The sequence below is a fragment of the Occultella gossypii genome (assembly GCF_019947135.1).
GTDB lineage: Bacteria > Actinomycetota > Actinomycetes > Actinomycetales > Beutenbergiaceae > Occultella > Occultella gossypii.
In genome coordinates, this window is record NZ_JAGSHT010000003.1 from 24,211 (window position 1) to 47,838 (window position 23,628).

Consider the following 23,628-nt stretch of genomic DNA (forward strand, 5'->3'; position numbering starts at 1 on the left):
CCGGAGAGCACTGCCGGGATTCGCCCGTGCTGACCACGAAGCGGAGCAGGGCCGCGCAAGCGGAGCTCGCCAGGACATGGTCCCGGCCCGCGAAAAGCGGCAGGGGCGACGAGGTCGGCCTGCGGTAGGCTGATGGGATGTTCTCCACGGAGTTGTTGCTTACCCAGCCGCGCTGATCTGCAGCGGACGCCCACGCGGCGTCGCGTCAGCGCGGCCGACCTCCCACGTTCTGCGGGGGGTCGTTCTCATGTCAGCCTCCGTGACGCCGCCGCCTTGCCGGTGGCCCTGCCCAAGGAATCGCACATGTCTGAGCCCCACGCCGCCGTCACCGATACGGCCGCCACCGACGTCGCCATCCCGGCCCACCGCTACACCGCGGACCTGGCGGCGCACATCGAACTGTCCTGGCAGGAGCGGTGGGCCGCCGAGGGCACGTTCCACGCGCCGAACCCGACCGGTGACCTCGCCGGCGACGGCGAGGTCCCGGCCGAGAAGTTCTACGTGCTGGACATGTTCCCCTACCCCTCGGGCAAGGGCCTGCACGTGGGGCATCCGCTGGGCTACATCGCCACGGACGTGGTCGGCCGGTTCAAGCGGATGACCGGCGCGAACGTGCTGCACGCGCTGTCCTACGACGCGTTCGGGCTGCCGGCCGAGCAGTTCGCCGTGCAGACCGGGCAGCACCCGCGCATCACCACCGACGAGAACATCGACACGATGCGCCGCCAACTGCTGCGAATGGGCCTGGCGCACGACGAGCGTCGCTCGTTCGCGACCACCGACGCCGGCTACGTGCGCTGGACCCAGTGGATCTTCCTGCAGATCTTCAACTCCTGGTACGACCACGACGCGCCACGGCCCGGCGGCGGCGTCGGTGCCGCGCGCCCGATCGCCGAGCTGGAGGCCGCCTTCGCGTCGGGGGAGCGGGCCGCCCCGGACGGGCGCGCCTGGGCGGATCTGAGCGCGGCCGAGCGCGAGGACGTGCTGGGCACCTACCGCCTGGCCTACGTGGCCGACGTGCCGGTGAACTGGTGCCCCGGCCTGGGCACGGTGCTGGCCAACGAAGAGGTCACCGCCGAGGGTCGCTCCGAGCGCGGCAACTTCCCGGTCTTCAAGCGCAACCTGCGCCAGTGGATGATGCGGATCACCGCCTACGGCGACCGCCTGGTCGACGACCTGGACCGGCTGGACTGGCCGGAGAAGGTCAAGACCATGCAGCGCAACTGGATCGGGCGCTCCGAGGGCGCGCGGGTGACGTTCGCGGTCGCGGGGGGCGACGGCGACGCTTCCGCTGGCGAGTCCAGCGCTGCCGGCGGATCCGCAGCTATCGAGGTGTTCACCACCCGCCCGGACACCCTGTTCGGTGCGACGTTCATGGTGCTGGCCCCCGAGCACCCGCTGCTGGACGCGGGCGTGCCCGCCGAGTGGCCCGAGGGGACCCACTCGGCGTGGACCGGCGGGCACACGGCCCCCGTGGACGCCGTCGCCGCCTATCGCGCCGCGGCCGCGGCGAAGACGGACATCGAGCGCCAGGCCGAGGGCCGCGAGAAGTCCGGTGTGTTCACCGGCCTGTTCGCGGTCAACCCAGTCAACGCCGCCCCGCTGCCGGTGTTCATCGCGGACTACGTGCTGATCGGCTACGGCACCGGCGCGATCATGGCCGTGCCCGGCGGGGACGCCCGCGACCACGACTTCGCCACCGCCTACCAGTTACCGATCGTGCACACGGTAGCGCCGCCGTCGGGTTTCGACGGCGGTGCGTACGGGGGCGACGGCGTCATCATCAACTCCGCGAACGACGAGGTCAGCCTGAACGGGCTGGACGTGGCCGAGGCCAAGCGCACGATCACCGCCTGGCTGGAGGGCAAGGGACTGGGCACCACCACGGTCACCTACCGGCTGCGGGACTGGCTGTTCTCCCGGCAGCGGTACTGGGGCGAGCCGTTCCCGGTGGTCTACGACTCCGACGGCCGCGTGATCGCGCTGCCGGACGAGATGCTGCCGGTCGAGCTGCCGGAGGTCCCGGACTTCTCGCCGCGCACGTACGCCGACGACGATGCAGAGTCCTCCCCGGAGCCCCCGCTGGCCCGGGGCGAGGCCTGGGTGAACGTCGAGCTGGACCTGGGCGACGGGCCGAAGATCTACCGCCGCGACACGAACACGATGCCCAACTGGGCCGGCTCATGCTGGTACGAGCTGCGCTACCTGGACCCGACGAACACGTCCGCGGCCGTGGACCCGGAGATCGAGAAGTACTGGATGGGTCCGCGCACCGGCCCGGACGGCAAGCCGACCACCGGTGGCGCCGACCTGTACGTCGGCGGCGTGGAGCATGCCGTGCTGCACCTGCTGTATGCGCGGTTCTGGCACAAGGTGCTGTTCGACCTGGGCCACATCTCGAGCGTCGAGCCGTTCCACAAGCTGTTCAACCAGGGCTACATCCAGGCCTACGCCTACACCGACGCCCGAGGCGTGCACGTGCCCGCCGAGGAGGTCACCGAGGAGGTCGGCTCCGACGGCGACCCGATCTGGACCTGGAACGGCCAGGTGGTGAACCGTGAGTACGGCAAGATGGGCAAGTCCCTGAAGAACATGGTCACCCCGGACGAGATGTACGCCGCCTACGGCGCGGACACGTTCCGGGTGTACGAGATGAGCATGGGACCGCTGGACCTGTCCCGGCCGTGGGACACCCGCGCGGTCGTCGGGGCGCAACGGTTCCTGCAGCGGCTGTGGCGCAACGCGGTCGACGAGGAGACCGGCGAGCTGACCGTCACGGACGCCCCGGCCGACGCCGAGACCCGCCGCGTGGTGGCCCGGACGATCGCGGACGTGCGCACCGAGATGTCTGCGATGCGCCCGAACACCGCCATCGCGAAGCTGATCGTGCTGAACAACCACCTGACCTCCCAGGCCAATGTGTCCCGCGAGGCCATCGAGCCGCTGGTGCTGATGACCGCACCCGTGGCACCGCACATCGCCGAGGAGCTGTGGGAGCGGCTGGGCCACACCGAGTCGCTGACCTACCACGCCTTCCCGAAGGCGGACGAGGCACTGCTGGTCGCCGACACCGTCACGTGCGTGGTGCAGGTGCAGGGCAAGGTGCGGGACCGGCTCGAGGTGCCGCCGACGATCGGCGAGGACGAGCTGCAGGAACTGGCGCTGGCCGCCCCCGCCGTGCAGCGCGCCCTGGACGGCCGCGGCATCCGCAAGGTGATCGTGCGGGCGCCGAAGCTGGTCAACATCGTTCCTGCCTGACGGCGCGACCGCCCGGCGGCCCGGGCGTGCGGCCCGCGCAGCCGGGGCGCCGGCACCTGCACGAGGCGCCGGGCCGGCGGCTCTACTGTTCCACCTGCAGCGCCGGCCGGGCGAAGCGGGCCGAGTCCGCGGACGCCGGAGCAGTTGCGACCGGCTGACCGACGATCGGCCCCGCCGTGACCGGATCGCGTCGATAGCGGGCCGGACTGCGACCACGCGAACGAGATCCTCGAGTCCGGTGACGTAGCAACGTGCGCCACCCGGTGCTACGCAGCCGAGGGCCGAAGGCAACGGACGGCAACCACCGAACAACTCCTGGCAACCGCCCGGCAACGGCTGGCAACAGCTGCCGGGTGGTTGCCGTGCTCTGTCTCAATGGGATCCATACCACCAACACCCATGGCCGTCGGTCCGTCCGGCGGCTGCAGAGAGGCAGATCATGAGTGTGCTCGACGAAGTGAAGGTCGCCGCCGCGGCGTCGACCGCGGCCGCCCCCGGCGAGGTCGCCGCGGCATCCGTGGCCGGTTCCGCCACCAGCGAGGCCCCGGAGACGAAGGGCCGCGGCAAGGCCGTCGGCGCCCTGTCGATCGCCGGCGCGATCGACAACTCCGAGAACTCGCTCATCAACACGTTCTTCCCGCTGATCCGGGACGCGTTCGGGCTCTCGCTCGGCGCGCTCGGCATCCTGGCCAGCCTGGCCCGGTTCGCTCGGATGATCTTCGGCCCGGCTTGGGCGCTCGCCGCCGACCGGTTCGGTCGCAAGAAGGTCCTGTTCATCGTCACCGGCGTCTGGGGCCTATGGACCGCCGCCGGCGGCCTCGCGCCGAACTTCACGTGGCTCGTGATCCTGTACGGCATCGGTGTCATCGGCACGGTGGCCTCCGAGCCCATCGTGAACGGCCTGCTCGGCGACATGTTCGACGACAAGACCCGGGGCCGCGCGTTCGGCACCGTCCGCGGCATCGGGTCCGTCCTGGGCATGGCCCTCGGCCCGGCCATCGCCCTGTTCGCGAACGACCCGAACGGCTGGCGCTACGGCATGTTCACCATGGGTGGCCTGAGTGTGCTGTCCGGCGTCCTGATCCTGCTGTTCGTCAAGGAACCGGAGCGCAAGAGCTCGATCTCGGACGACCCCGACGTGGGCCGGTTCAAGATCACCGACGCGGCCAAGCTGTTCAAGATCCCGACGATCGGCCTGCTCGCCGGCATGCTCCCCCTGGTCACCTCGCTCGTCCTGTTCTCCTTCTTCGTGACCTACATGGTGGACGTGCGCGGCTGGGACATCCCCGGCGCGGCGATCCTGTGGTCGGTGTTCGCAGCCGGCATGGCGGTCTCGGCGTTCGTCGGCGGACTCCTCGGTGACCTCTTCGTCCGCAAGTTCGGGGCCAAGGGCCGGATCATCCTCATGCAGATCTACCTGGTCGCGATGGCCGGCATGTCCTACGTGGCGCTCCAGATGGACTGGGGCAAGGGGGTCGCCGTGTATGCGGTGATCTTCACGTTCGGCCTGATCGCCTCGGTCGGCTTCTCCGCCTGCGTGCTCCCGATGGTCTCCACGGTGGCCCCGAAGCAGCTTTCGGCGACGGCGTTCGCCGTGCTGTTCTCACTGATCCAGGGCGCCATCAGCGCGCTGATGACCCTCGCCATGGGCTTCCTGTCCGACGTCCTCGGGCTGCAGCAGGTGATGCTCTACCTGGTCACCGTCCCGTACCTGATCAACGCCGGCTACTGGTTCCTGTTCTACCGCGTGTATCCCAAGGACGCGGCCAAGCAGGCCGAGCGCACCGCCGCGATCGAGGCGGGCACGTTCTGATCGGACGCTGACCTGCCACACGATCCCTCGCCGAACCGCTGACCGCGGACCGGCGGGGGATCGTCAGCGTCTGCGGGTGCCGAAGATCGACCGGGTGATCTCCCGGCCCAGCACCGAGCCCGCGCTGCGCAGGAACGAGTCGAGTCCGGCGCGGCTGGTGCGGGCGGCCGCGGTCTGCTGCTTCTCGGCCTCCCGCTGCGCCCGCTCGGCCTCCTTCGCCGCGTCCCGGCGCAGCTTCTCCTGCATCTTCTCCAGGTCCGCCTGCTCCTTGGCCCGGTCCTTCTCCGCCTGCTTCTCGCTCTCCGACCGGGCCTTCGCCTCCGCCTCAGCCTTCGTCGCGGCCTCGGCGGCGGCGCGGTCGGAGTCGATCCGCCGGGTCAGCATCTCGTAGGCGGACTCATTGTCGACGGCGGTGCCGTACTTCGCGTTCGACGGCGACGCGGTCACGATCGCGGTGAGCGTCGCCTCGGGCGCGGGGTCCATCGAGGCCTGCGGTGCCCGCAGCCGGGTCCACGCCACGGGCGTCGGTGCCCCCTTCTCGGTGAGGACCGTGACGACGGCCTCGCCGGTGCCGAGGGCGGTGAGCAGTTCCTCGAGGTCGTAGCCGGACTTAGGGAACGTGCGCACGGTGGCCCGCAGTGCCGTCTGGTCGTCCGGGGTGAACGCACGCAGCGCGTGCTGCACGCGGTTGCCGAGCTGCGCGAGCACGTCGGCCGGCACGTCCTTCGGCGTCTGGGTGACGAAGAAGATCCCGACCCCCTTCGAGCGGATCAGCCGCACGGTCTGGACCACCTGGGTCAGGAAGTCCTTGGACGCGCCGTTGAACAGCAGGTGCGCTTCGTCGAAGAAGAACACCAGCTTCGGCTTGTCCGCGTCACCGACCTCCGGCAGGTCGGTGAACAGGTCCGCGAGCAGCCACATCAGGAAGGTGGAGAACAGGGCGGGCCGGTCCTGCACGGACGGCAGTTCCAGGGCGGAGATCACGCCGCGTCCGTCCGAGGCGAGCCGGATCAGGTCGGAGGTGACGAACGCGGGCTCGCCGAAGAACACGTCCGCGCCCTGGGCCTGGAGCGCGACGATCTCCCGCAGGATCACGCCGGCGGTGGCCGTGGAGATCCCGCCGATGCCCTTCAGTTCGCCCTTGCCGTCGTCCGAGGTGAGGTAGGCGATGGTGGACTTCAGGTCCTTGAGGTCGAGCAGCGCCAGGCCCTGGGAGTCGGCCCAGTGGAAGATCAGCCCGAGCGAGGACTCCTGGGTGTCGTTCAGTCCGAGGACCTTGGCCAGCAGCAGCGGACCGAAATCGGTCACGGTGGTGCGGATCGGCACGCCATGGCCCATCCCGCCGAGGGAGTAGAACTCCACCGGGTAGGAGGCGCTGTGCCAGTCCTGGCCGAGGCTCGTGGTGCGCGCGAGGAGCTTCTCGTTGCCCTCCCCGGGCACGGCGAGGCCGGACAGGTCGCCCTTGATGTCGGCGAGGAACACCGGCACCCCGGCCTCCGAGAGACCCTCCGCCATGCCCTGCAGCGTCCGCGTCTTGCCGGTACCGGTGGCGCCGGCGACGAGCCCGTGCCGGTTCATCATCGACAGTGGGAGGCCGATCTGGGCTCCGGCGATCGCTGCGTCGTCCTCGACGAGCGCGCCCAGCTGCAGCATGCCGCCCTCGAACCGGTAGCCGGCCACGATGGCGGCTGCGGCCTCGGACAGGTCGCTGCCCGACGGCGGTGCCGTGGGTTCGGCGGGCTCGGTCGCCGCTGCCGGCGCTGCTTCGGGTTCCGGCGCAGGTTCCGGCGCGGGTTCTGCCTCGGGTTCTGGCGCGCCCTCGGCCTGGGGCGCCGGCACGGGTTCCGGCGCGCGCTCTGCCTCGGGCACCGGCTCCGCCGCGTCACCTCCCGCCCGGGACGATGCGGCCTCGGCCGCCTCGAGGGCGGCGCGTGCAGCTGCCGCGCGGGCCTCGGCAGCCTCCGCCTCTGCCTGGGCGGCCGCGGCCCGGAGGGCGGCCAGGTCCGGTGTCGCGTTGTCGCTCATGGGAACACAGACTAGGGCGCCCCCCGCGGCGCCGACACCGCTCCCACCGTCGGGCCCGACGCCGCGGTCCACAGCTGCGCCGCGATGCCGGAATCTCCCCAGGTCGCCGCGCAGCTGTAGTGCCCCGGTCGAGCCGCATCTAGCGTCGGGAGGTGTGGAGCGTCGAGGAACCGAGCCGCGGGACCGGCTACGGCGCGTGCTCAGGGTGGCCTACGCCGTGCCGGACGCCGTGCCCGCCGATCGGCCGGACCACGCCGGCGCGCCGGGGGAGGGCTGGCCGGAGGGCCTGGCGGACCCCTGGGCCGAGGATCCTGCCGGGACCAGCGGTGGTGCGACGGCGCCATGGCGGTCGGACGAGGCCGGTACGCCACGGTGGCCCGACGAGGCGGGCGCGCGGCTGCGTTCCGACGACGCCGGCACACCGCGGCGGGCCGACGAGGCGGGCGCGCGGCTGCGGTCCGACGACGCCGACGCGCCACGGCGGCCCGGCCAGGCCCGCGCGCCACGGCGGCACGCCAACGGGTCCCGACGCCGGTGGGGCATGCCCGCGTCGATGGCGGCCCGGGTCGGGATCGCGGTGGTCGTTCTGGCCGGGATCGCGCTCGCCATCGTCTGGCCCAGGGGTGAACCGGTGCAGGCGCCCCAGCCACCGCTGGCCACTCCCGGTGCGCCCGTCGTGACCGCTCCGGCCGGCCAGGCCGGTCCGCCCGAACCGGGCCGGTCCACATCGCCGACGCCATTCGAGCCGCCGCCCGAGGAGAACTCCGCGGTCGTCGTCCACGTGGCCGGTTCCGTCGTGATCCCCGGCGTGTACGAACTACCTGCGGGCTCCAGGGTCGACGACGCGGTCCTGGCCGCAGGCGGCCCCGCCGCCGACGCCGACCTCGATGCCGTGAACCTGGCCGGCTCGCTGCAGGACGGGCAGCAGGTCTATCTGCCGGCGGTCGGCGAGGCCGGGCCGCCCGCGGCGGTCCCCGGTGCACCGTCCGGGACCGGCACGGGAGCGGGCGGGGACGGCGGCGAGTTGGTCGACCTGAACGCGGCAACCGCAGCCGACCTCGAGGAACTCCCAGGGATCGGGCCCGCGCTCGCCGAGCGGATCCTCGACTGGCGCACCGAGAACGGCGGCTTCACCAGCGTCGATCAGCTCGATGACGTCTCCGGGATCGGGCCGGCGACCATGGATCGACTGCGCGACCTGGTGACGGTGTGAGGACGCCGCTCGACCTGCGCCTGCTGCCGGCCGCCGCCCTCGCCTGGGCCGGGAGCTGGCTGGTGCTGGTGGTGCCACCCGTGGTCGCGACCGCCGTCGTGCTCGGCCTGCTCGTGCTCACCGCGGTGTGTCTGCACCTGCTCGGGCGCCGGCACCGGGCACGGCACCGGTTCGCGCCCCGGGAACGGGTCCTGGCCGCCTTGGCTCTCGGCGCCCTGGTCGGTGCGGCGGTCATCGCGCTCGCGGCACCCAGGGTCGCGGAACGAGCCGCCGCGGTGGCGCCGCTGGCGGGCGAGCGGGCCGTCGCCACGCTCGTGGTCGGCGGGGAGGCGCAGTCGCTCCCGGGCTGGTCGGGGGCGACGCTGCGGATCCCGGCCACCCTCGTCGCCGCCGACGTCTCCGGGACCACGCACCGGCTCGCGGTTCCGGTGATGGTCATCGCGGGGGAGGGCTGGGACGACCTGCCCGTCGGCGGCCGGATCCGCGCCGAGGCCCGGCTCGCTGCTACCGACCCAGGGGACAGCGCGGCGCTGCTCGTGATCGCCGACGGCGCAGTGGAGACCGAACGCGGACCGCCCTGGTGGCAGGCCCGGGTGGGCGACCTGCGCGCGGGGCTCGTCACGGCCAGTGCCGGCCTCGCCCCACAGGCCCGCGGACTCGTGCCGGGCATCACCGTGGGCGACGTCCGAGCCCTCCCGGCGACCCTCGAGGAGGACCTGCGCACCGTCGCGCTCACCCACGTCACCGCGGTCTCCGGCGCCCACGTGGCGATCATCCTCGGTGCGGTGATGCTCGCCGTCTGGTGGGCACCGCCGTGGCTCCGGGTGGGCGTCGGAGCGGCGACGCTGCTCGCGTTCGTTGCCCTCGTGTACCCGAGCGGCAGCGTGCTGCGTGCCGCCACGATGGGCTCGGTGATGCTGCTCGGGCTCGCGTTGCGGCGCCCCCGGGCCGCGCTGCCGGCGCTCTGGGTGGCGATCCTCGCGCTGCTGGTCGCCGACCCGTGGATCTCGCGCTCCTACGGGTTCGTGCTGTCCGCCGTGGCCACCGCCGGGCTGTTGCTCGGAGCCGGCCCGATCGCGGGCGTGCTCGGCCGGTACCTGCCCCGGCCGCTCGCCCTCGGCGTCGCCGTCCCCCTTGCGGCCCAGGCGGCCTGCGCACCGATCATCGTGCTCCTGCAGCCAGGGGTGGCCATGTATGCGGTCCCGGCGAACCTGCTGGCGGCGCCGGCGGTCCCGCCGGCCACCGTGCTCGGCGTGCTGGCCACCCTGATCGCGCCGGTGAGTCCGGACCTCGCCGCCGTGCTCGCGTCCTGGGCGGGCTGGTGCACCGCCTGGATCGCTGCCGTCGCAACCTCGACGGCGGCCCTTCCGCTGGCCACGGTGCCCTGGCCGGGCGGGGTGGGCGGAGCACTCCTGCTCGCGGTGCTCACGGTCCTGGTGCTCACCGTGCTCGGCATGCTCGTCCACCGACTTCGCGGGCGAGCCACCCGCCCTCAGTGAGCCCGGACCCCATGAACCCGGACGGGACGGTGCTGGTCCCTCGTCGGCGTTCGGTGGGTGTCCGGCCCTCGTGGCAGGCTGGACCCGTGCCTCCCGCTCGTCGTCGCCCCAGTGCTCCCGCCGGCCCCACCTGGCAGGACGTCCCCCTCGCTCCCGTGGTGCTGGTGCGCGGCCAGGAGACAGTTCTGGCCGACCGTGCCGTCGCCCGCGTCGCGTCGCTCGTGCGCGAGTACGGAGGCGACTACGAGCAGACCGTCCTCGAGGCCGCCACCTACGAGCGTGGCCAGCTCGAGACCATCGCCAGCCCGTCACTGTTCGGAGAGCACCGGCACATCGTCGTGAACGGCCTCGAGGCGATGTCGGATGCGTTCCTCGACGACGCCCTCACCTTCGTGGGCACGGCCGGCGGCGAGGTCACCGACGTCACGCTGGTGCTGCGTCACGAGAAGGGCGTCCGCGGCAAGAAGCTGCTCGACGCGATCACCAAGGCCGGCTACCCGGTGGTCACCTGCGAGGTGATCAAGCGGGACGCGGACAAGGTCGCGTTCGCTGCCGCGGAGTTCCGCGCCGCCGGTCGCAAGGCGACGAACACCGCCGTCCAGGCTCTCGTCGAGGCACTCGGCTCCGACCTGCGCGAGCTGGCGTCCGCCTGCCAGCAGCTCATCGCGGACACCACCACGACGATCACCCCGGACGTCGTGCAGCAGTACTACGGCGGCCGCGTCGAGGCCACCGGGTTCCGGGTGGCCGACACGGCGATCGCCGGGCACAGCGCCGAGGCCGTCACCCTGCTGCGGCACGCCCTGGAGACCGGGGTGGACCCGGTCCCACTGGTCGCGGCCCTGGCGGTCAAGCTCCGCACGCTCGCGAAGGTCGCCGCGATGCGTGGCCGTGGCGGGGCCAGTGCCGCCGACCTCGGCCTCGCCCCGTGGCAGGTGGACCGGGCCCGTCGGGAATTGAGCGGCTGGACCCCCGAAGGGCTCGCCACGGCGATCACCGCCGTGGCCGACGCCGACGCCGAGGTCAAGGGAGAGGGCCGGGACGCGGAGTTCTCCGTCGAGCGGGCCGTCCTGCGCGTCGCGGCGGCACGCGGGCACTAGTTTCATCGTCGCGATGGTCGGACCCGTCGCGATAGGTCGGACCCGTCCCGATGCGCGGCACTCGCGCTGGTCGCGCTCGTGGTGCTCGCCGCGAGGAACGGCCGATCGCGCCGTGGGCGGCGCGGTGGGTCGGCGCTCGGGCGGCGACCTGCCTACGATGCGGCAATGTTTCCGTCCGGACTGTCCATGTTGTGGGAACGCGACCATGCGCCCGACGCGCTGCACGCCCGCTTCGGCTTCACCGACGTCGACGAGGCGACCGGCTGGCTGACGGGCACCCTCCGCCGTGAGTGGGGCCTGTCCGTCGTGGACTGCGAACGCGTCCTGATCAGCGACCACAATGCGATCGCGTGGGTCCGCACCGACGCGAGCAGGCTGGTGGTGAAGGTCGGCTCGAACGCGTCCGCCTTCGAGCGTCTCGCCGCGATCGCGGACGTCCTCGGTGATCTCGACGCGGCCGGCCTACCCGTGGCCGCGCCGCTTCCCTCGATCGGTGGCGCGCGGCGCGTGGTGGACCACACCGACCGGCCGCTGTCCGTGGTGGTGCAACCGTTCGTCGAGGGCGACCTGCTGGACACCACCGACGCCGCAGCCGTGCGGGCCGCCGGGACCGCGCTCGCGCACCTGCACGAAGCCACCGCCGGCCTGCCCACGGCAGGGGTCACGGTCAACCGGAGCGTACCGGAGCCGGACCTGCGCCGTCGGCTCCTGACCGGGATCGACACAGCCCGGTCCGAAAGGGCGCCGCGCGCCGGCGCACGGCTGGCTCAGCTGCTCGTGGAGCTCCCCGACATCGACACTGCGCCACAACTCATCCACAGCGACTACCGGGGCACGAACATCGTGATGTCCGGGGCGCGCGTGGCCGCGATCCTGGACTTCGACGAGATGACCGTCGACCACCGCGTCTACGACGTGGCTCGCGCCGCCGTCAACCTGGCCACCCGGTTCCGGAGCTGGCGACCCACGACTCCCGACGTGCGGGCGCAGTTCCTGGCCGGCTACCGTTCCGGCGGCGTGCTCACCGATCGCGAGGAGGGCTGGCTCGAGGCGTTCATCCTCTGGATGGGCGTGGGTTCCGTGCCACCCGGAGACGACCCGGATGGGTGGGCGGACGCCGTGGAGCACGGCCTCTGAGCCCTTTCGCCGCGTCGTACCCGACCGGCAGCCCACGGTCCGCGGCGGCGCACTGTCAACCACGGCTGACACGGCGTTCCTGGCGGCTCGGTAGGGACGCCGATCCGCCACCTGTTCGTCACCTTCCGGCCGTGGCGTCTTGGGACGATCGTCACCCGTGCCGTGGACCGTGGAAGTCGTGAGAGTCGCAGTTGTCACGGAGTCCTTCCTGCCGAGCGTCAACGGCGTCACGACCAGCGTCCTACGGGTGCTGGATCATCTGGCCGCTCGCGGCCACCAGGCGGTGGTCGTCTGTCCCGGCCCCGCACCGTCCACCTATGCCGGGTTCCAGGTCCGCGAGTGCGCGGGCGTGGACTTCCAGGGGTTCCGAGCGGCGGTGCCGAGCCGACGCTTGGTCAAGGCCGTCATCGACCTGGCGCCGGACGTGCTGCACGCCGCGGCCCCGTTCGGGATCGGTGCCCAGGCACTGACCCTGGCCAAGCGCCAGGGGATCCCGAGCGTCGCCGTGTTCCAGACCGACGTGGCCGGGTACACCCGCCGGTACGGCCTGTCGCTGACGGCCCCAGCCGCGTGGCGGTGGCTTCGCCGCGTGCACAACACGGCCGATCTCACCCTGGCGCCGTCCAGCGACACTCTCGCCGACCTGGCTGCGGCCGGGTTCGAGCGCACCCGGTGGTGGGGCCGTGGCGTGGACGCCCAGACCTACCACCCGAACCGGCGCAACCTCGCCGAGGTCAGGGCGCTGCGCGCCCGGCTCGCGCCCGACGGCCAGGTGCTCGTCGGCTACGTGGGCCGGCTTGCCCCCGAGAAGCAGGTGGAACGACTCGCCGCCGCGGCCCGGACGCCCGGGGTCCGGCTCGTCCTGGTCGGAGACGGACCGAGCCGTCCGCTGGTCGAGCGGGCCCTGGCCGGCACGGACGCGGTTCTGCTCGGCCGCCTCGACGGCGCGGCGCTCGCGAACGCCTACGCCGCCATGGACGTGTTCGTGCACGCCGGCACCCAGGAGACGTTCGGGCAGACCCTGCAGGAGGCGGCGGCCGCGGGCCTGCCCGTCGTGGCGCCCGCGAGCGGGGGGCCGAAGGACATCGTCAAGCACGGCCACACCGGTTTCCTCGTGCGGCCGGACGACGATCGCGCGATCGCCGACGCCGTCGCCCGGCTCGCCGCTGATCCCGGCCTGCGAGCCCGGATGGGCGAGGCCGGCCGACGCGACGTGCTACCGCGGTCCTGGACGGCGCTGGGCGACGCCCTGCTCGGACACTACGAGGACGTCATCCACGCCCGCCAGCTGCAGCCTGCCTGACGCACTCGGGTGCTCTCGTCGAGCACCGGGCACGATGTCGAGCACCGGGCACGATCGGCGCGTCGTCGCGGCACCGGCCCCATGACGAACGGCGCCACACCCCGGGAGGGGAGTGGCGCCGTCGGCGTCCGTGCCCGCGGTGCGGGCGGTGCGACTCAGAGAGCCGCGACCTGCTTCGCCAGGGACGACTTGCGGTTCGCGGCCTGGTTCTGGTGGATGACACCCTTGCTGACGGCCTTGTCGAGCTTGCGGGAGGCGTTCTTCAGCGCGTCGCCGGCCGCCTCCTTGTCGCCTGCGTCGACGGCCTCGCGAACCCGACGCACGTGCGTCTTGAGCTCGGACTTCACGGCCTTGTTGCGAAGGCGTGCCTTCTCGTTGGTGCCGATCCGCTTGATCTGGGACTTGATGTTTGCCACGTGGACTCTCTTGTGTATTCGCTCGCGCGATCTGACGTCGGTGAGGGCTCTGGCCTGACCGGGACTGAGGCGTGGGGATACCTGCGACGGTCAGAGGTAAGCCGCATGCCGTGGGGTGGCCGCAGACTCAACGTCCGAGTTTACACGGAATCGGCGGATCAGCGGCCATGGAGAGCGTGGAGCGCGTCACTCACCTGGTCGTACGTGCGCCGGTCGACCGCGGCACCCTCGCGCCGCACGGCATCCGCGGGCAGGAACAGCACCCGGTCCAGGCGCACCTCGGACGGGCGGCCCTTGGAGTCCCAGTCGCCCGAACCGATGTCCAACCAGCGCCGGCCCCAGCGGGCCTCGTCCTCGGCGTCCCGGTCGTGGTCCTTCGACGTCAGCTGGAGACCGAGGAAACCCCTGTTGTGGCGCGCCATGATCAGGACCGGTCGGTCCTTGCCCCGGCCGTCGTTCTCGTCGTAGGGAACCCAGGCCCAGACGACCTCGCCGGGATCGGCGTCGCCGTCGTCGCTGGGGGAGTAGGTCAGCGGCGGTAGGCCCCGGCCGATCTCGAACTCACGGGTCGTCTGCGGGTGCTCGGTCCGCTGGTCGCCTCCGCCGGCCGGGGGCCGGCCGGTGTCGGAACCCGACGTGGGCCGCCCCGCATCGGAGCCCGACGGTCCCCGGCCGCCCGAGCCCGGCTTGGGCTTCGACCGCCCACCCGAGGGGCGGGAACCGGAGTTCCGGTCGGTGGAGCGGAGCAGGTCACGGGCGACGGTCCCGGCCACCCTGAGGGCGCGATCGAGCAGGCTCATGGTCGGTGAGCCTAACGTCCGGGCCCGGGATGGCGGCCCGGGGCGGGGCTGGTCAGGCGCGCAGCAGCAGGGCCTCGCCCTGGCCGCCTCCGCCACAGAGCCCGACGGCGGCCCGTCCGCCGCCGCGACGGGCCAGTTCGTGGGCGGCGTGCACCACCAGTCGGGCGCCGGAGGAGCCGATCGGGTGCCCCATCGCGATCGCCCCGCCGTGGATGTTGACCCGTTCGGGGTCGACGCCGAGCTCGGCCTGCGAGCGGCACACCACGGCCGCGAACGCCTCGTTGATCTCCACCAGATCGAGGTCGCCGACTGTCCACCCGGCCCGGGTCAGCGCCGCACCGATCGCGCGGGCGGGCTGGGAGTGCAGCGAGTTGTCCGGGCCGGCCACCTGACCGGCCGCGTCGACGACGGCGAGCACCGGTGCACCGCGCCGCTCCGCCTCGGCGCGGGAGGTCAGCACCACGGCAGCGGCTCCGTCGGAGAGCTGGGAGGAGTTGCCGGCAGTGATGGTGCCGTCGGCCGCGAACGCCGGCCGGAGCCCGGCCAGGGTCTCCTCCGTGGTGTCCGGACGCACGCCCTCGTCCGCGTCGACGATCGTGTCCCCCTTGCGACCGTGCACCGTGACCGGGGCGATCTCGGCGGCGAGCACGCCGTCGGCCCGGGCTGCCGCGGCGAGCCGGTGCGAGCGGGCCGCCACGGCGTCCTGCTCGGCCCTGGTCAGCGCGAACGCGGCGTTCCCGCGCTCGGTGAGCGCGCCCATGGCGTCCCCGTCGACGGCGTCCGTGAGGCCGTCGTAGGCAAGGTGGTCCAGGGCGGTCCGATCGCCGTACGCCCAGCCGGCGCGGGTTCCGGCGAGCAGGTGCGGCGCCTGCGACATCGACTCCATCCCGCCGGCCACGGCGACGACTGCCTCGCCGGTACGGATCAGCCGCGCCGCGTCGATCACGGCGGTGAGGCCGGACAGGCAGACCTTGTTCAGGGCGATGGCGTGCGCACTCGGTGCGATGCCGGCCGCGAGAGCAGCCTGGCGGGCCGGGTTCTGGCCGGCGCCGGCCTGCAGCACCTGGCCGAGCACCACCACCTCGACGTCCGCGCCGGGGACGCCGGCCGCGGCCAGGGCCGCCGTGATGGCGTGCGCGCCGAGCGCGGTGCCGGGCAGGCTTGCCAGGCCGCCGTTGATCCGGCCGTACGGGGTGCGTGCCGCACCCACGATGACGACGTCGTCGGGGGAGGTGGACATCTGTAGCTCCTTCGCCTGATTCCTGGCTTCCATTGTCACCCCATGCACCGGCCGGGTCCGATCGCGGGCTGTTGGCGGCGCCCGGGCCGGCGATGCGACGGCTCGCCATGACGTTCCCGACCCCGGGGCCTACGGTGAGTCCTGGCGGGTGCACCCGGCATTCGCGTTGTGCAACGACGTCATCGAGGACAACGTGGACCACGACATCTTCGGCTTCGACCAGCCCTCTAGCCGAGCGCGCCCGGCCCCGACCGCTGCGGAGGCGACGGCATGAACGGACTGGACAAGGTGGTACCCGACGCGGCCGAAGCGGTGGCGGACATCGGCGACCGGGCCTCGCTCGCCGTCGGGGGCTTCGGCCTGAGCGGCAACCCGATGGTGCTGATCGAGGCATTGCTGGCCCAGGGCGCGAGCGGCCTGTCGGTCGTCTCGAACAACTGTGGCGTCGACGACTGGGGCCTCGGCCTCCTCCTCGGCGCCGGGCGGCTGGCGAAGATGACCTCCTCCTACGTGGGGGAGAACAAGGAGTTCGAACGGCAGTTCCTCTCCGGTGAGCTCGAGGTCGAACTGACCCCGCAGGGCACGCTCGCCGAGAAGCTGCGCGCCGGGGGCTCCGGGATCGCCGCGTTCTTCACCCAGACCGGGGTCGGCACCCAGGTGGCCGAGGGCGGCCTGCCCCGCAGGTACCACCCCGACGGCACCGTGGCGGTCGCGTCGCCGGTCAAGGAGACCCGCACCTTCGACGGCGAGGAGTACGTCCTCGAGGACGCGATCCGCACCGATTTCGCGCTCGTGCACGCCCTGCGCGGGGACCGCACCGGCAACCTCGTGTTCAACAAGAGCGCCCGCAACTTCAACCCGCTCGCGGCCATGGCCGGCCGGGTCTGCATCGCGCAGGTCGAGGAGCTGGTGGAGCCCGGCGAGCTGGACCCGGACCAGATCCATCTGCCCGGGGTGTTCGTGCACCGGGTGGTGGCCGTGGGCACGGATATCGAGAAGCGCATCGAGCGTCGGACGACCCGGACGGAGGGCTGAGGCATGGCACTGACCCGGCAGGAGATGGCCGCGCGCGCCGCGCAGGAACTGCCCGACGGCGCGTATGTGAACCTGGGCATCGGGTTGCCGACCCTGGTTCCGAACTATGTCCCGGCGGGCCGCACCGTGGTGCTGCAGTCCGAGAACGGGATCCTCGGCGTCGGTCCCTACCCACTCGAGCAGGACGTGGACCCGGACCTGATCAACGCAGGCAAGGAGACCGTCACGCTGCTGCCGGGCGCGTCGTTCTTCGACTCCGCGACGAGTTTCGCGATGATCCGCGGCGGCAAGATCGACGCCGCCATCCTCGGCGCCATGCAGGTCTCCGCGGGCGGGGACCTCGCGAACTGGATGATCCCGGGAAAGATGGTCAAGGGCCCCGGCGGCGCGATGGACCTCGTGCACGGGGCGAAGCGCCTGATCATCCTGATGGAGCACACCGCCAAGGACGGCAGCCCGAAGATCGTGACCGAGTGCAGCCTGCCGCTGACCGGGCGGGGCGTCGTGGACCGGATCATCACCGACCTCGCAGTTCTCGACGTCACGCCCGAGGGACTGGTGCTCGTGGAGCTCTCGCCCGGGGTCACGGTGGACGAGGTGGTCGCCGCGACCGAGCCGCCGGTGCGGGTGGCCCTGGCGGCGGGCTGAGCCGTCAGTGCCCGACGGCGGGGGTTCGGTCCGGTGGTCGCGGCCAGGACCGCTCCAGCTCGCTCAGGACGAGCAGGGTGGCCGGGCTCCGGTACCGGCGCGGGTGCGAGGCCACGTGGACCTCGCAGTCCGGCAGGTCGGGGCCGGCCAGGACCGCGAGCTCGCCGGTGCCGACCTCGGCCTCGACCGAGAGCCGCGGCAGGGCCGTCCAGCCCAGGCCGACCCCGACGCACCGCTTGATCGTCTCCACGCTGCCGAACCGTGCGCGGCGCCCACGTCGGCGGCCGGTCGCCGCGAGCCGGTCGGCCACGAGGTCGCCGTACCCGCAGCCCTCCTCGAGCAGCAGTGCGTCCCGGTCCGCCAGGTCCGGCCACGTCGCGGGCCCGGGCACGAGGCTCGGTGCGCTCGCGGCGTCCGGGTGTGGCCGGTCGACGAACACCAGCGGCTGACTCCCGAGGCGGGTCAGGGCGAGATCGGTGACCGGGGCACGCGGCTCCAGCGTGACGGCCAGGTCCACCGCCCCGCTGCCCACCGCCTCCAGGCCGTCGTGGCTTCCGCCCGCACTGACCCAGATCTGCACCTCGGGTGCGGTGCGGCGCAGCGCGCCGATGACGTCCGGGAGCCAGTAGGTGCACAGCGTCTCTGGGGCCATCAGACGGACGGTCCCGGCCGCACTTCGCTCGCCGCCGGCGGCCTGGATCCGCTCCTGCGCGGCGAGTAGGTCCTCGGCGGGACCGATCACCTCGGCGCCGACCGCGGTCACCGTGACGCGGCCGGGCAACCGGTCCAGGACCGGGCTGCCGAGCAGCCGTTCGAGACGCTGCACGTGCGCCGTCACGGTCGACTGGGTGAAGTTCAGTTCGTCGGCGGCGGCGGTGAAACTGCCGGTCCGCGCCACGGTCAGGAACGTTCGCAGCAGGCGGGTGTCCATTCGTCGTCCCGGTCTCGTCGGGGGATGGGGCTACCGCAACGCTATCGCGATGCGTGATGGACGGCATCGACACTCATCGTTTGACGCGATGAGGCGGACGGCGTGACGCTGGCTATATGGACGAGCGAACCGGGGCGAGGAGCGGGGCGGCGGCGATCCCGGCATCCCAGCGCGGGCACGGCACCCGCGACCTATGGGTCCTGCTGGCTGTGACGTTCCTCGCGTTCGTGAACTACGCGGCCCTGCTGGCCGTGGTGCCGCTCTGGGCGTCCGAGATCGGGGGGCACGGTGGTGCGGGCAGCGTCGCCGTCGGGGCCACGACCGGCGTGATGATGGCTGCCACCGTGCTCACCCAGCTCAGCATGCCCCGGCTGTTCCGGATCCTGCCGCTGCGCGCGATGATCATGCTCGGCGCCGCGATGCTCGGGCTGCCCGCGCCGCTCTACGCGGTCACGGACGCGATCGCACCGATCCTCGTGATCACCGCGATCCGCGGCATCGGCTTCGCGCTCGTCGTCGTCGCAGGTTCCACCCTGCTCGCCGACGTCGCCGGCGCCGGCCGGCTCGCGTCCGCCTCCTCCTACTACGGCGCGGCCGCGGCGCTGCCGAACCTCGCGGCCCTCGCGGGCGGGGTCTGGGTGGCCCGCACCTGGAGCTTCGACGTCGTCTTCGTGACCGCCGGCGCGGCCGGCGTGCTCGCGGCGATCGTCGCCGCGCCGCTCCCGAAACGGATCCGCGGCACGTTCCACCTCGCCTCGACGGCCCAGTTGCGCACGATCGCGAGCCCGGTCGGCCTGTTCCTACTGACCTCGGGTGCGTTCGGCGCGGTGACGACGTTCCTGCCGGTCGCCGGTCCCGCCGCGGGGACGACGGCGGTGGCGTTGTTCGGAGCGTCCGCCGCCCTGATCGTCGCTCGGCTCGGCGCCGGGGCGGTCGGGGACCGGCTGGGGACCGGGCGCGTGCTCGCCCCCGCGGCCGGTCTCGTGGCGCTCGGCGCCGTGACCCTGGCCGTGGCCCTGTCCCTGGACGGCCCGCCGAGCAGCATGCTGCTCGTGCTCGGCGCCACGCTGCTCGGCGGGGGCTTCGGCGCGGCCCAGAACGACTCCTTCGTGATCACCGTGGAGCGGCTCGGGGCCGGGCGCGGCGGGACAGGTGCCACGATCTGGAACATCGCCTACGACGGCGGACTGGGCCTTGGCGCCATGGGTCTCGGCCTGGTGGTCGGTCACCTGGGCTACGCGCACGCGTTCATCGTGCTGGGGGCCGTGATCGCGCTCTGCGCCCTACCCGCGCTCGTCTCGCGCTCGAGGAGCCCGCTCACGCCCGGTTGAGATCGACCGCCTCGCGGACCAGGTCGACGAACGCGCTCGGATCGATCCGATCGCCCTCGCGGAGGTCGATCGCCCGACGCGTGCCGGCGTCGAGGCTCGCGTTGAAGAGGGAGCCGGGATCGGCGAGCGCGGCGCCCTTGGCGAAGGTGAGCTTCACCTTGTCCCGGTACGTCTCGACGGTGCAGATGAGCCCCGAGCAGGAGAAGGTCGGCACGCCGGCCGGGTTCGAGGGCTTCACCCACTTCGCTTCCTCCTCGACGTCCGGCGCGGCCCCGAGGATGAGCGCCCGGACCTCCTTGACGGTGTCCGAACGCCAGTCAGTAGCCATGCGACGGACTGTACTCGGGTGCGTTCGCACCCGGCCGCCCCTGGTCGGCTGCTGCGCGCCTGCCGCCGGTGGTACTCGGCCCGCGCATCCCGACCGCCGTCGACACGCGCCAGACACATCCAGCGGGTAGTTTCCGGACATGGCCGACCTGTTCGAGGGATACCCCGCCGGCGTCGCGTGGGACGAGATGATCGAGAGCGGCGCCGTCCGCGCGCCCTACCGGCACGTGCACCGGACGGTGGGCACCCTCAATGCCGACGAGCTGCGGCTGCGCGCCGACGCCCTGGCCCGCTCCTACCTGGCGCAGGGCGTCACGTTCGACGTCGGTGGGGAGGAGCGACCGTTCCCGCTGGACTCGGTGCCGCGGGTCATCGACGCCGCGGAGTGGGACCTGCTGGCCCCGGGCGTCGCGCAGCGGGTGCGGGCCCTGGAGGCGCTGCTGGAGGACGTCTACGGCGGCCAGCGGGCGATCACCGACGGGGTGCTGCCCCGCTCCCTGATCGTCTCCTCGGCGAACTTCGTGCGTGCGGCTCGCGGGATCAACCCGCCGAACGGGGTGCGGGTGCACGTGGCCGGCATCGACGTGATCCGGGACAGCGCCGGCGGCTGGCGGGTCCTCGAGGACAACGTGCGGGTGCCCAGCGGCGTGAGCTACGTGCTCTCGAACCGGCGCGCGATGGCCCAGTCGTTCCCGGAACTGTTCTCCACGATGCGGATCCGCCCGGTCGCGGACTACCCGCGCCGGCTGCTCGCCGCCCTCAGCGCGGCCGCGCCGTCCGGCGTCGACGAACCCGTCGTGGTGGTGCTGACCCCGGGCGTCTACAACAGCGCCTACTTCGAGCACTCGCTGCTCGCCCGTCTGATGGGAGTGGAGCTGGTCGAGGGCCGGGACCTGATCTGTTCCGGCGGCAAGGTCTACATGCGCACCACCGAGGGCAGGCGCCGGGTGGACGTGATCTACCGGCGCGTCGACGACGACTTCGTGGACCCGGTGGTGTTCCGCCCCGACTCACTGCTCGGCTGCCCGGGACTGATCGGCGCGGCCCGCGCCGGCGCGGTGACGATCGCGAACGCCGTCGGCAACGGCGTCGCCGACGACAAGCTCGTCTACACCTACGTGCCGGACCTGATCCGCTACTACCTCGGCGAGGAGCCGGTCCTGAAGAACGTGGACACCTGGCGGCTGGAGGAGCCGGACGCGCTCACGGAGGTGCTGGACCGGCTCGACGAGCTCGTGGTCAAGCCCGTTGACGGCTCCGGTGGCAAGGGCATCATCATCGGCCCCGCGGCCGGCCGGAACGAGCTCGACGAGGCCCGGGTCCGCCTGCGCGCGGACCCTCGTGGCTGGATCGCGCAGCCGGTGGTGCAGCTGTCCACGGTGCCGACCCTCGCGGGTGACTCGTTGCGGCCCCGGCACGTGGACCTGCGACCGTTCGCGGTCAATGACGGCGAGCAGGTCTGGGTGCTGCCCGGCGGTCTGACCCGGGTGGCGCTCGCGGAGGGTCAGCTGGTCGTGAACTCCTCCCAGGGTGGCGGGTCCAAGGACACCTGGGTGCTCGGCGCGGAGCGCAGGTCACCCGAGCTGCATCCGCACCACGGGGCGACGGCGGCACCCGGCTCGGGCGCTCAGCCGCACCCGGTCCAGGGGGTCCGTCTGGACTCGAACCCCAGCGACGACCGCACCCTGAGCGAACAGACCCAGCAACAGCAGCAGGCACGGCCCGGTGCCTCCGACGCGGACGGAGCGCTCGCATGCTGAGCCGGATCGCCGAGTCCCTGTTCTGGATCGGCCGGTACGTGGAGCGGGCCGATGACACCGCCCGGATCCTCGACGCACACCTGCAGCACCAGCTGGAGGACCCGTGGATGGAGGAGGACCAGGCCTGCCGCTCGCTGCTCGGCGTGATGGGCGCCGCAGCGCCGCCGCCAGGGGTCGAGGTGACCCGGCAGACGGTGCTGCAGACGCTCGCCTACGACCGGACCTCGCCCGGCGCGATCGCCGGTGCGCTCGCGGCCGCCCGGGAGAATGCCCGCCGGGCCCGGGAGACGCTGTCCTCGGAGATGTGGGAGTGCCTGAACACCACCTGGAACTCGCTGCCGGGCCAGATCAGCGCCTCCACCCCGCACGACTTCTTCGCCTGGGTGCGGGAGCGGGCCGCGATCGTGGCCGGCCTGGTGCAGTCCTCGACCCGACGCGACGGCACGCAGCACTTCCTGCTCCTCGGGCGGGCACTGGAACGAGCGGACATGACCGCCCGGCTGATCGCGTCCCGGGCCGTGTCCGGGGCGAACGGCCCGGGGTGGACCACGATGCTGCGCTCGTGTGGTGCCCACGAGGCGTTCCTGCGCACCTACCGGGGCCGGGACTCGGACACCCTCGCCGCGGAGTTCCTGCTCATGGACCGGCTGTTCCCGCGGTCGGTGCTGTTCTGTCTGGAGGAGGCGGAGACGTGCCTGACCCGCCTGGAGCCGGCCGACCCGCGCGGACACTATCCGGGCGACGCGCGCATGATCATCGGCCGGATCCGGTCCGGTATCGAGTACCAGCCCCTGCTCACCCTGCTGGGCAACCTGGCCCCGGAGATGACCCGGCTCCAGCAGGGCTGCTCGGAGGCCAGCGACGCGATCCGGCTGCGGTACTTCCCCTCGGGCGCCACCGACGACTGGATCGGAGGTCGGATGTGAGCCGGCTGCACATCGTCCACACGACCCACTACACCTACGCCCGGACCGTCTCGGCGTCCTACAACGAAGCCCGGATGCGCCCGGCGAACCTGCCCGGCCAGACCGTCCTCGAGTCCCGCCTGACCGCCACCCCGAGCACGTTCAGCACGGAGTACCGGGACTACTGGGGGGCGACCGTGACGGCGTTCGAGACGCTGACCTCGCACGAGGAACTGCTGGTCGTCTCCGAGTCCCGGGTGGACGTGTCGCCGGTGCAGCTCGGCGGGGCGACGGCGGGCTGGGACACGCTGCACGCCCCAGACCTGGTCGACCGGATGTCGGAGTTCCTCGCTGTCACCAAGGCCACGGAACCGGACGAGGAGCTACGCGAGCTGGCCCGGTCCCACGCAGACGGCGCGACACCGCAGGACGCGGCCCTCGCCGTCTGCGGGGCGTTGCGGGAGGCGGTGGAGTACGTCCCCGGCGTGACCGGGGTGCACACCCGCGCCGTCGAGGCCTGGCAGGCGCGCAAGGGGGTGTGTCAGGACCTCGCCCACCTCGCGGCCGGCACCCTGCGCAGCGTCGGCATCCCGACCCGGTACGTGTCCGGCTACCTGCACCCGCGGACCACCTCCGCCGAGATCGGGGTCGCCGTGACGGGGGAGTCGCACGCCTGGATCGAGTACTGGTGCGGCGACTGGTTCGGCTACGACCCGACGAACCTGATCACACCGGAGGGACACCACGTGGTGGTGGGCCGCGGCCGCGAGTACGCCGACGTCACCCCGATCCGGGGCGTCTACGCCGGTGGCGGGGCCTCGACCCAGCAGGTCGAGGTGCGGATCACCCAGGAGACCTGAAGCCCGCCGCCGAGCGAGCACGACTCG

Annotated in this window: 19 protein-coding genes; 13 read left to right on the forward strand and 6 right to left on the reverse strand. The window is 72.6% G+C overall.

Annotated features, from left to right (window positions below):
* Positions 1-303: 303 nt before the first annotated feature.
* Together leuS and KCQ71_RS03430 are read left to right on the forward strand one after the other, a co-directional pair.
* Positions 304-3,258: a leucine--tRNA ligase gene (gene leuS / locus KCQ71_RS03425; protein WP_223402865.1), complete on the forward strand. Its 2,955-nt coding sequence runs from the start codon at positions 304-306 to the stop codon at positions 3,256-3,258.
* 439 nt (positions 3,259-3,697) lie between these two features.
* Complete coding sequence (locus KCQ71_RS03430; protein WP_223402867.1) at positions 3,698-5,071, forward strand: MFS transporter; 1,374 nt, start codon at positions 3,698-3,700, stop codon at positions 5,069-5,071.
* Positions 5,072-5,134: 63 nt separating this feature from the next.
* On the opposite strand, the gene KCQ71_RS03435 is transcribed toward KCQ71_RS03430, so the two are convergent.
* A complete protein-coding gene (locus KCQ71_RS03435; protein ID WP_223402869.1) occupies positions 5,135-7,096 on the reverse strand; it encodes a helicase HerA-like domain-containing protein in 1,962 nt (653 codons plus the stop codon).
* Between the two features lie 154 nt (positions 7,097-7,250).
* On the opposite strand from KCQ71_RS03435, the gene KCQ71_RS27525 reads away from it, so the two are divergent.
* From KCQ71_RS27525 to KCQ71_RS03460, 5 genes are all read left to right on the forward strand, one after another.
* Entirely contained in the window at positions 7,251-8,309 is a 1,059-nt protein-coding gene (locus KCQ71_RS27525) for a helix-hairpin-helix domain-containing protein (protein WP_223402871.1), read from the forward strand.
* Positions 8,306-9,808 (forward strand): ComEC/Rec2 family competence protein, encoded by a 1,503-nt coding sequence (locus KCQ71_RS03445; RefSeq protein WP_223402873.1) that lies wholly within the window; start codon positions 8,306-8,308, stop codon positions 9,806-9,808. Before KCQ71_RS27525 ends, KCQ71_RS03445 begins: the two co-directional genes overlap by 4 nt.
* 86 nt (positions 9,809-9,894) lie before the next feature.
* Entirely contained in the window at positions 9,895-10,908 is a 1,014-nt protein-coding gene (holA, locus tag KCQ71_RS03450; RefSeq protein ID WP_223402875.1) for a DNA polymerase III subunit delta, read from the forward strand.
* A gap of 165 nt (positions 10,909-11,073) precedes the next feature.
* Complete coding sequence (locus tag KCQ71_RS03455) at positions 11,074-12,045, forward strand: phosphotransferase enzyme family protein (protein ID WP_223402877.1); 972 nt, start codon at positions 11,074-11,076, stop codon at positions 12,043-12,045.
* Between the two features lie 178 nt (positions 12,046-12,223).
* Positions 12,224-13,348, forward strand: a complete 1,125-nt coding sequence (locus KCQ71_RS03460) for a glycosyltransferase family 4 protein (RefSeq protein WP_223402879.1) — start codon at positions 12,224-12,226, stop codon at positions 13,346-13,348.
* Positions 13,349-13,503: 155 nt separating this feature from the next.
* Here the strand turns inward: KCQ71_RS03460 and rpsT are convergent, their stop codons facing one another.
* The 3 genes from rpsT to KCQ71_RS03475 all read right to left on the reverse strand — a co-directional run bounded on the left by rpsT (position 13,504) and on the right by KCQ71_RS03475 (position 15,804).
* A complete protein-coding gene (rpsT, locus tag KCQ71_RS03465) occupies positions 13,504-13,764 on the reverse strand; it encodes a 30S ribosomal protein S20 (protein ID WP_154794706.1) in 261 nt (86 codons plus the stop codon).
* 158 nt (positions 13,765-13,922) lie between these two features.
* Positions 13,923-14,564: a type II toxin-antitoxin system PemK/MazF family toxin gene (locus tag KCQ71_RS03470; protein WP_223402881.1), complete on the reverse strand. Its 642-nt coding sequence runs from the start codon at positions 14,562-14,564 to the stop codon at positions 13,923-13,925.
* 52 nt (positions 14,565-14,616) lie between these two features.
* Entirely contained in the window at positions 14,617-15,804 is a 1,188-nt protein-coding gene (locus KCQ71_RS03475; RefSeq protein WP_223402883.1) for an acetyl-CoA C-acyltransferase, read from the reverse strand.
* Positions 15,805-16,074: 270 nt separating this feature from the next.
* Between KCQ71_RS03475 and KCQ71_RS03480 the strand changes: the two genes are divergently transcribed.
* Positions 16,075-16,839: a CoA transferase subunit A gene (locus KCQ71_RS03480; RefSeq protein ID WP_223402885.1), complete on the forward strand. Its 765-nt coding sequence runs from the start codon at positions 16,075-16,077 to the stop codon at positions 16,837-16,839.
* A 3-nt stretch (positions 16,840-16,842) separates the two neighbouring features.
* On the forward strand, positions 16,843-17,487 hold the full coding sequence (locus tag KCQ71_RS03485) for a CoA transferase subunit B (RefSeq protein ID WP_223402887.1): 645 nt from the start codon (positions 16,843-16,845) through the stop codon (positions 17,485-17,487).
* A gap of 4 nt (positions 17,488-17,491) precedes the next feature.
* Here the strand turns inward: KCQ71_RS03485 and KCQ71_RS03490 are convergent, their stop codons facing one another.
* Entirely contained in the window at positions 17,492-18,418 is a 927-nt protein-coding gene (locus KCQ71_RS03490) for a LysR family transcriptional regulator (RefSeq protein ID WP_223402889.1), read from the reverse strand.
* Positions 18,419-18,534: 116 nt separating this feature from the next.
* Between KCQ71_RS03490 and KCQ71_RS03495 the strand changes: the two genes are divergently transcribed.
* On the forward strand, positions 18,535-19,749 hold the full coding sequence (locus KCQ71_RS03495; RefSeq protein WP_223402891.1) for an MFS transporter: 1,215 nt from the start codon (positions 18,535-18,537) through the stop codon (positions 19,747-19,749).
* On the opposite strand, the gene KCQ71_RS03500 is transcribed toward KCQ71_RS03495, so the two are convergent.
* Positions 19,736-20,077, reverse strand: a complete 342-nt coding sequence (locus tag KCQ71_RS03500; RefSeq protein WP_223402893.1) for a DUF1801 domain-containing protein — start codon at positions 20,075-20,077, stop codon at positions 19,736-19,738. The two genes, KCQ71_RS03495 and KCQ71_RS03500, sit on opposite strands and share 14 nt — an antisense overlap.
* A 139-nt stretch (positions 20,078-20,216) precedes the next feature.
* Here KCQ71_RS03500 and KCQ71_RS03505 point away from each other — a divergent pair, with 139 nt between their 5' ends.
* From KCQ71_RS03505 to KCQ71_RS03515, 3 genes are read left to right on the forward strand one after another with little or no spacing between them, the layout of a single operon-like run.
* Positions 20,217-21,836 carry a circularly permuted type 2 ATP-grasp protein gene (locus KCQ71_RS03505; protein WP_223402895.1) on the forward strand — a complete coding sequence of 540 codons (1,620 nt, stop codon included), beginning with the start codon at positions 20,217-20,219 and terminating at the stop codon, positions 21,834-21,836.
* Positions 21,830-22,762 (forward strand): alpha-E domain-containing protein, encoded by a 933-nt coding sequence (locus KCQ71_RS03510; protein WP_223402897.1) that lies wholly within the window; start codon positions 21,830-21,832, stop codon positions 22,760-22,762. Before KCQ71_RS03505 ends, KCQ71_RS03510 begins: the two co-directional genes overlap by 7 nt.
* Positions 22,759-23,601 carry a transglutaminase family protein gene (locus tag KCQ71_RS03515; protein ID WP_223402899.1) on the forward strand — a complete coding sequence of 281 codons (843 nt, stop codon included), beginning with the start codon at positions 22,759-22,761 and terminating at the stop codon, positions 23,599-23,601. Before KCQ71_RS03510 ends, KCQ71_RS03515 begins: the two co-directional genes overlap by 4 nt.
* The last annotated feature ends 27 nt before the right edge of the window (positions 23,602-23,628 follow it).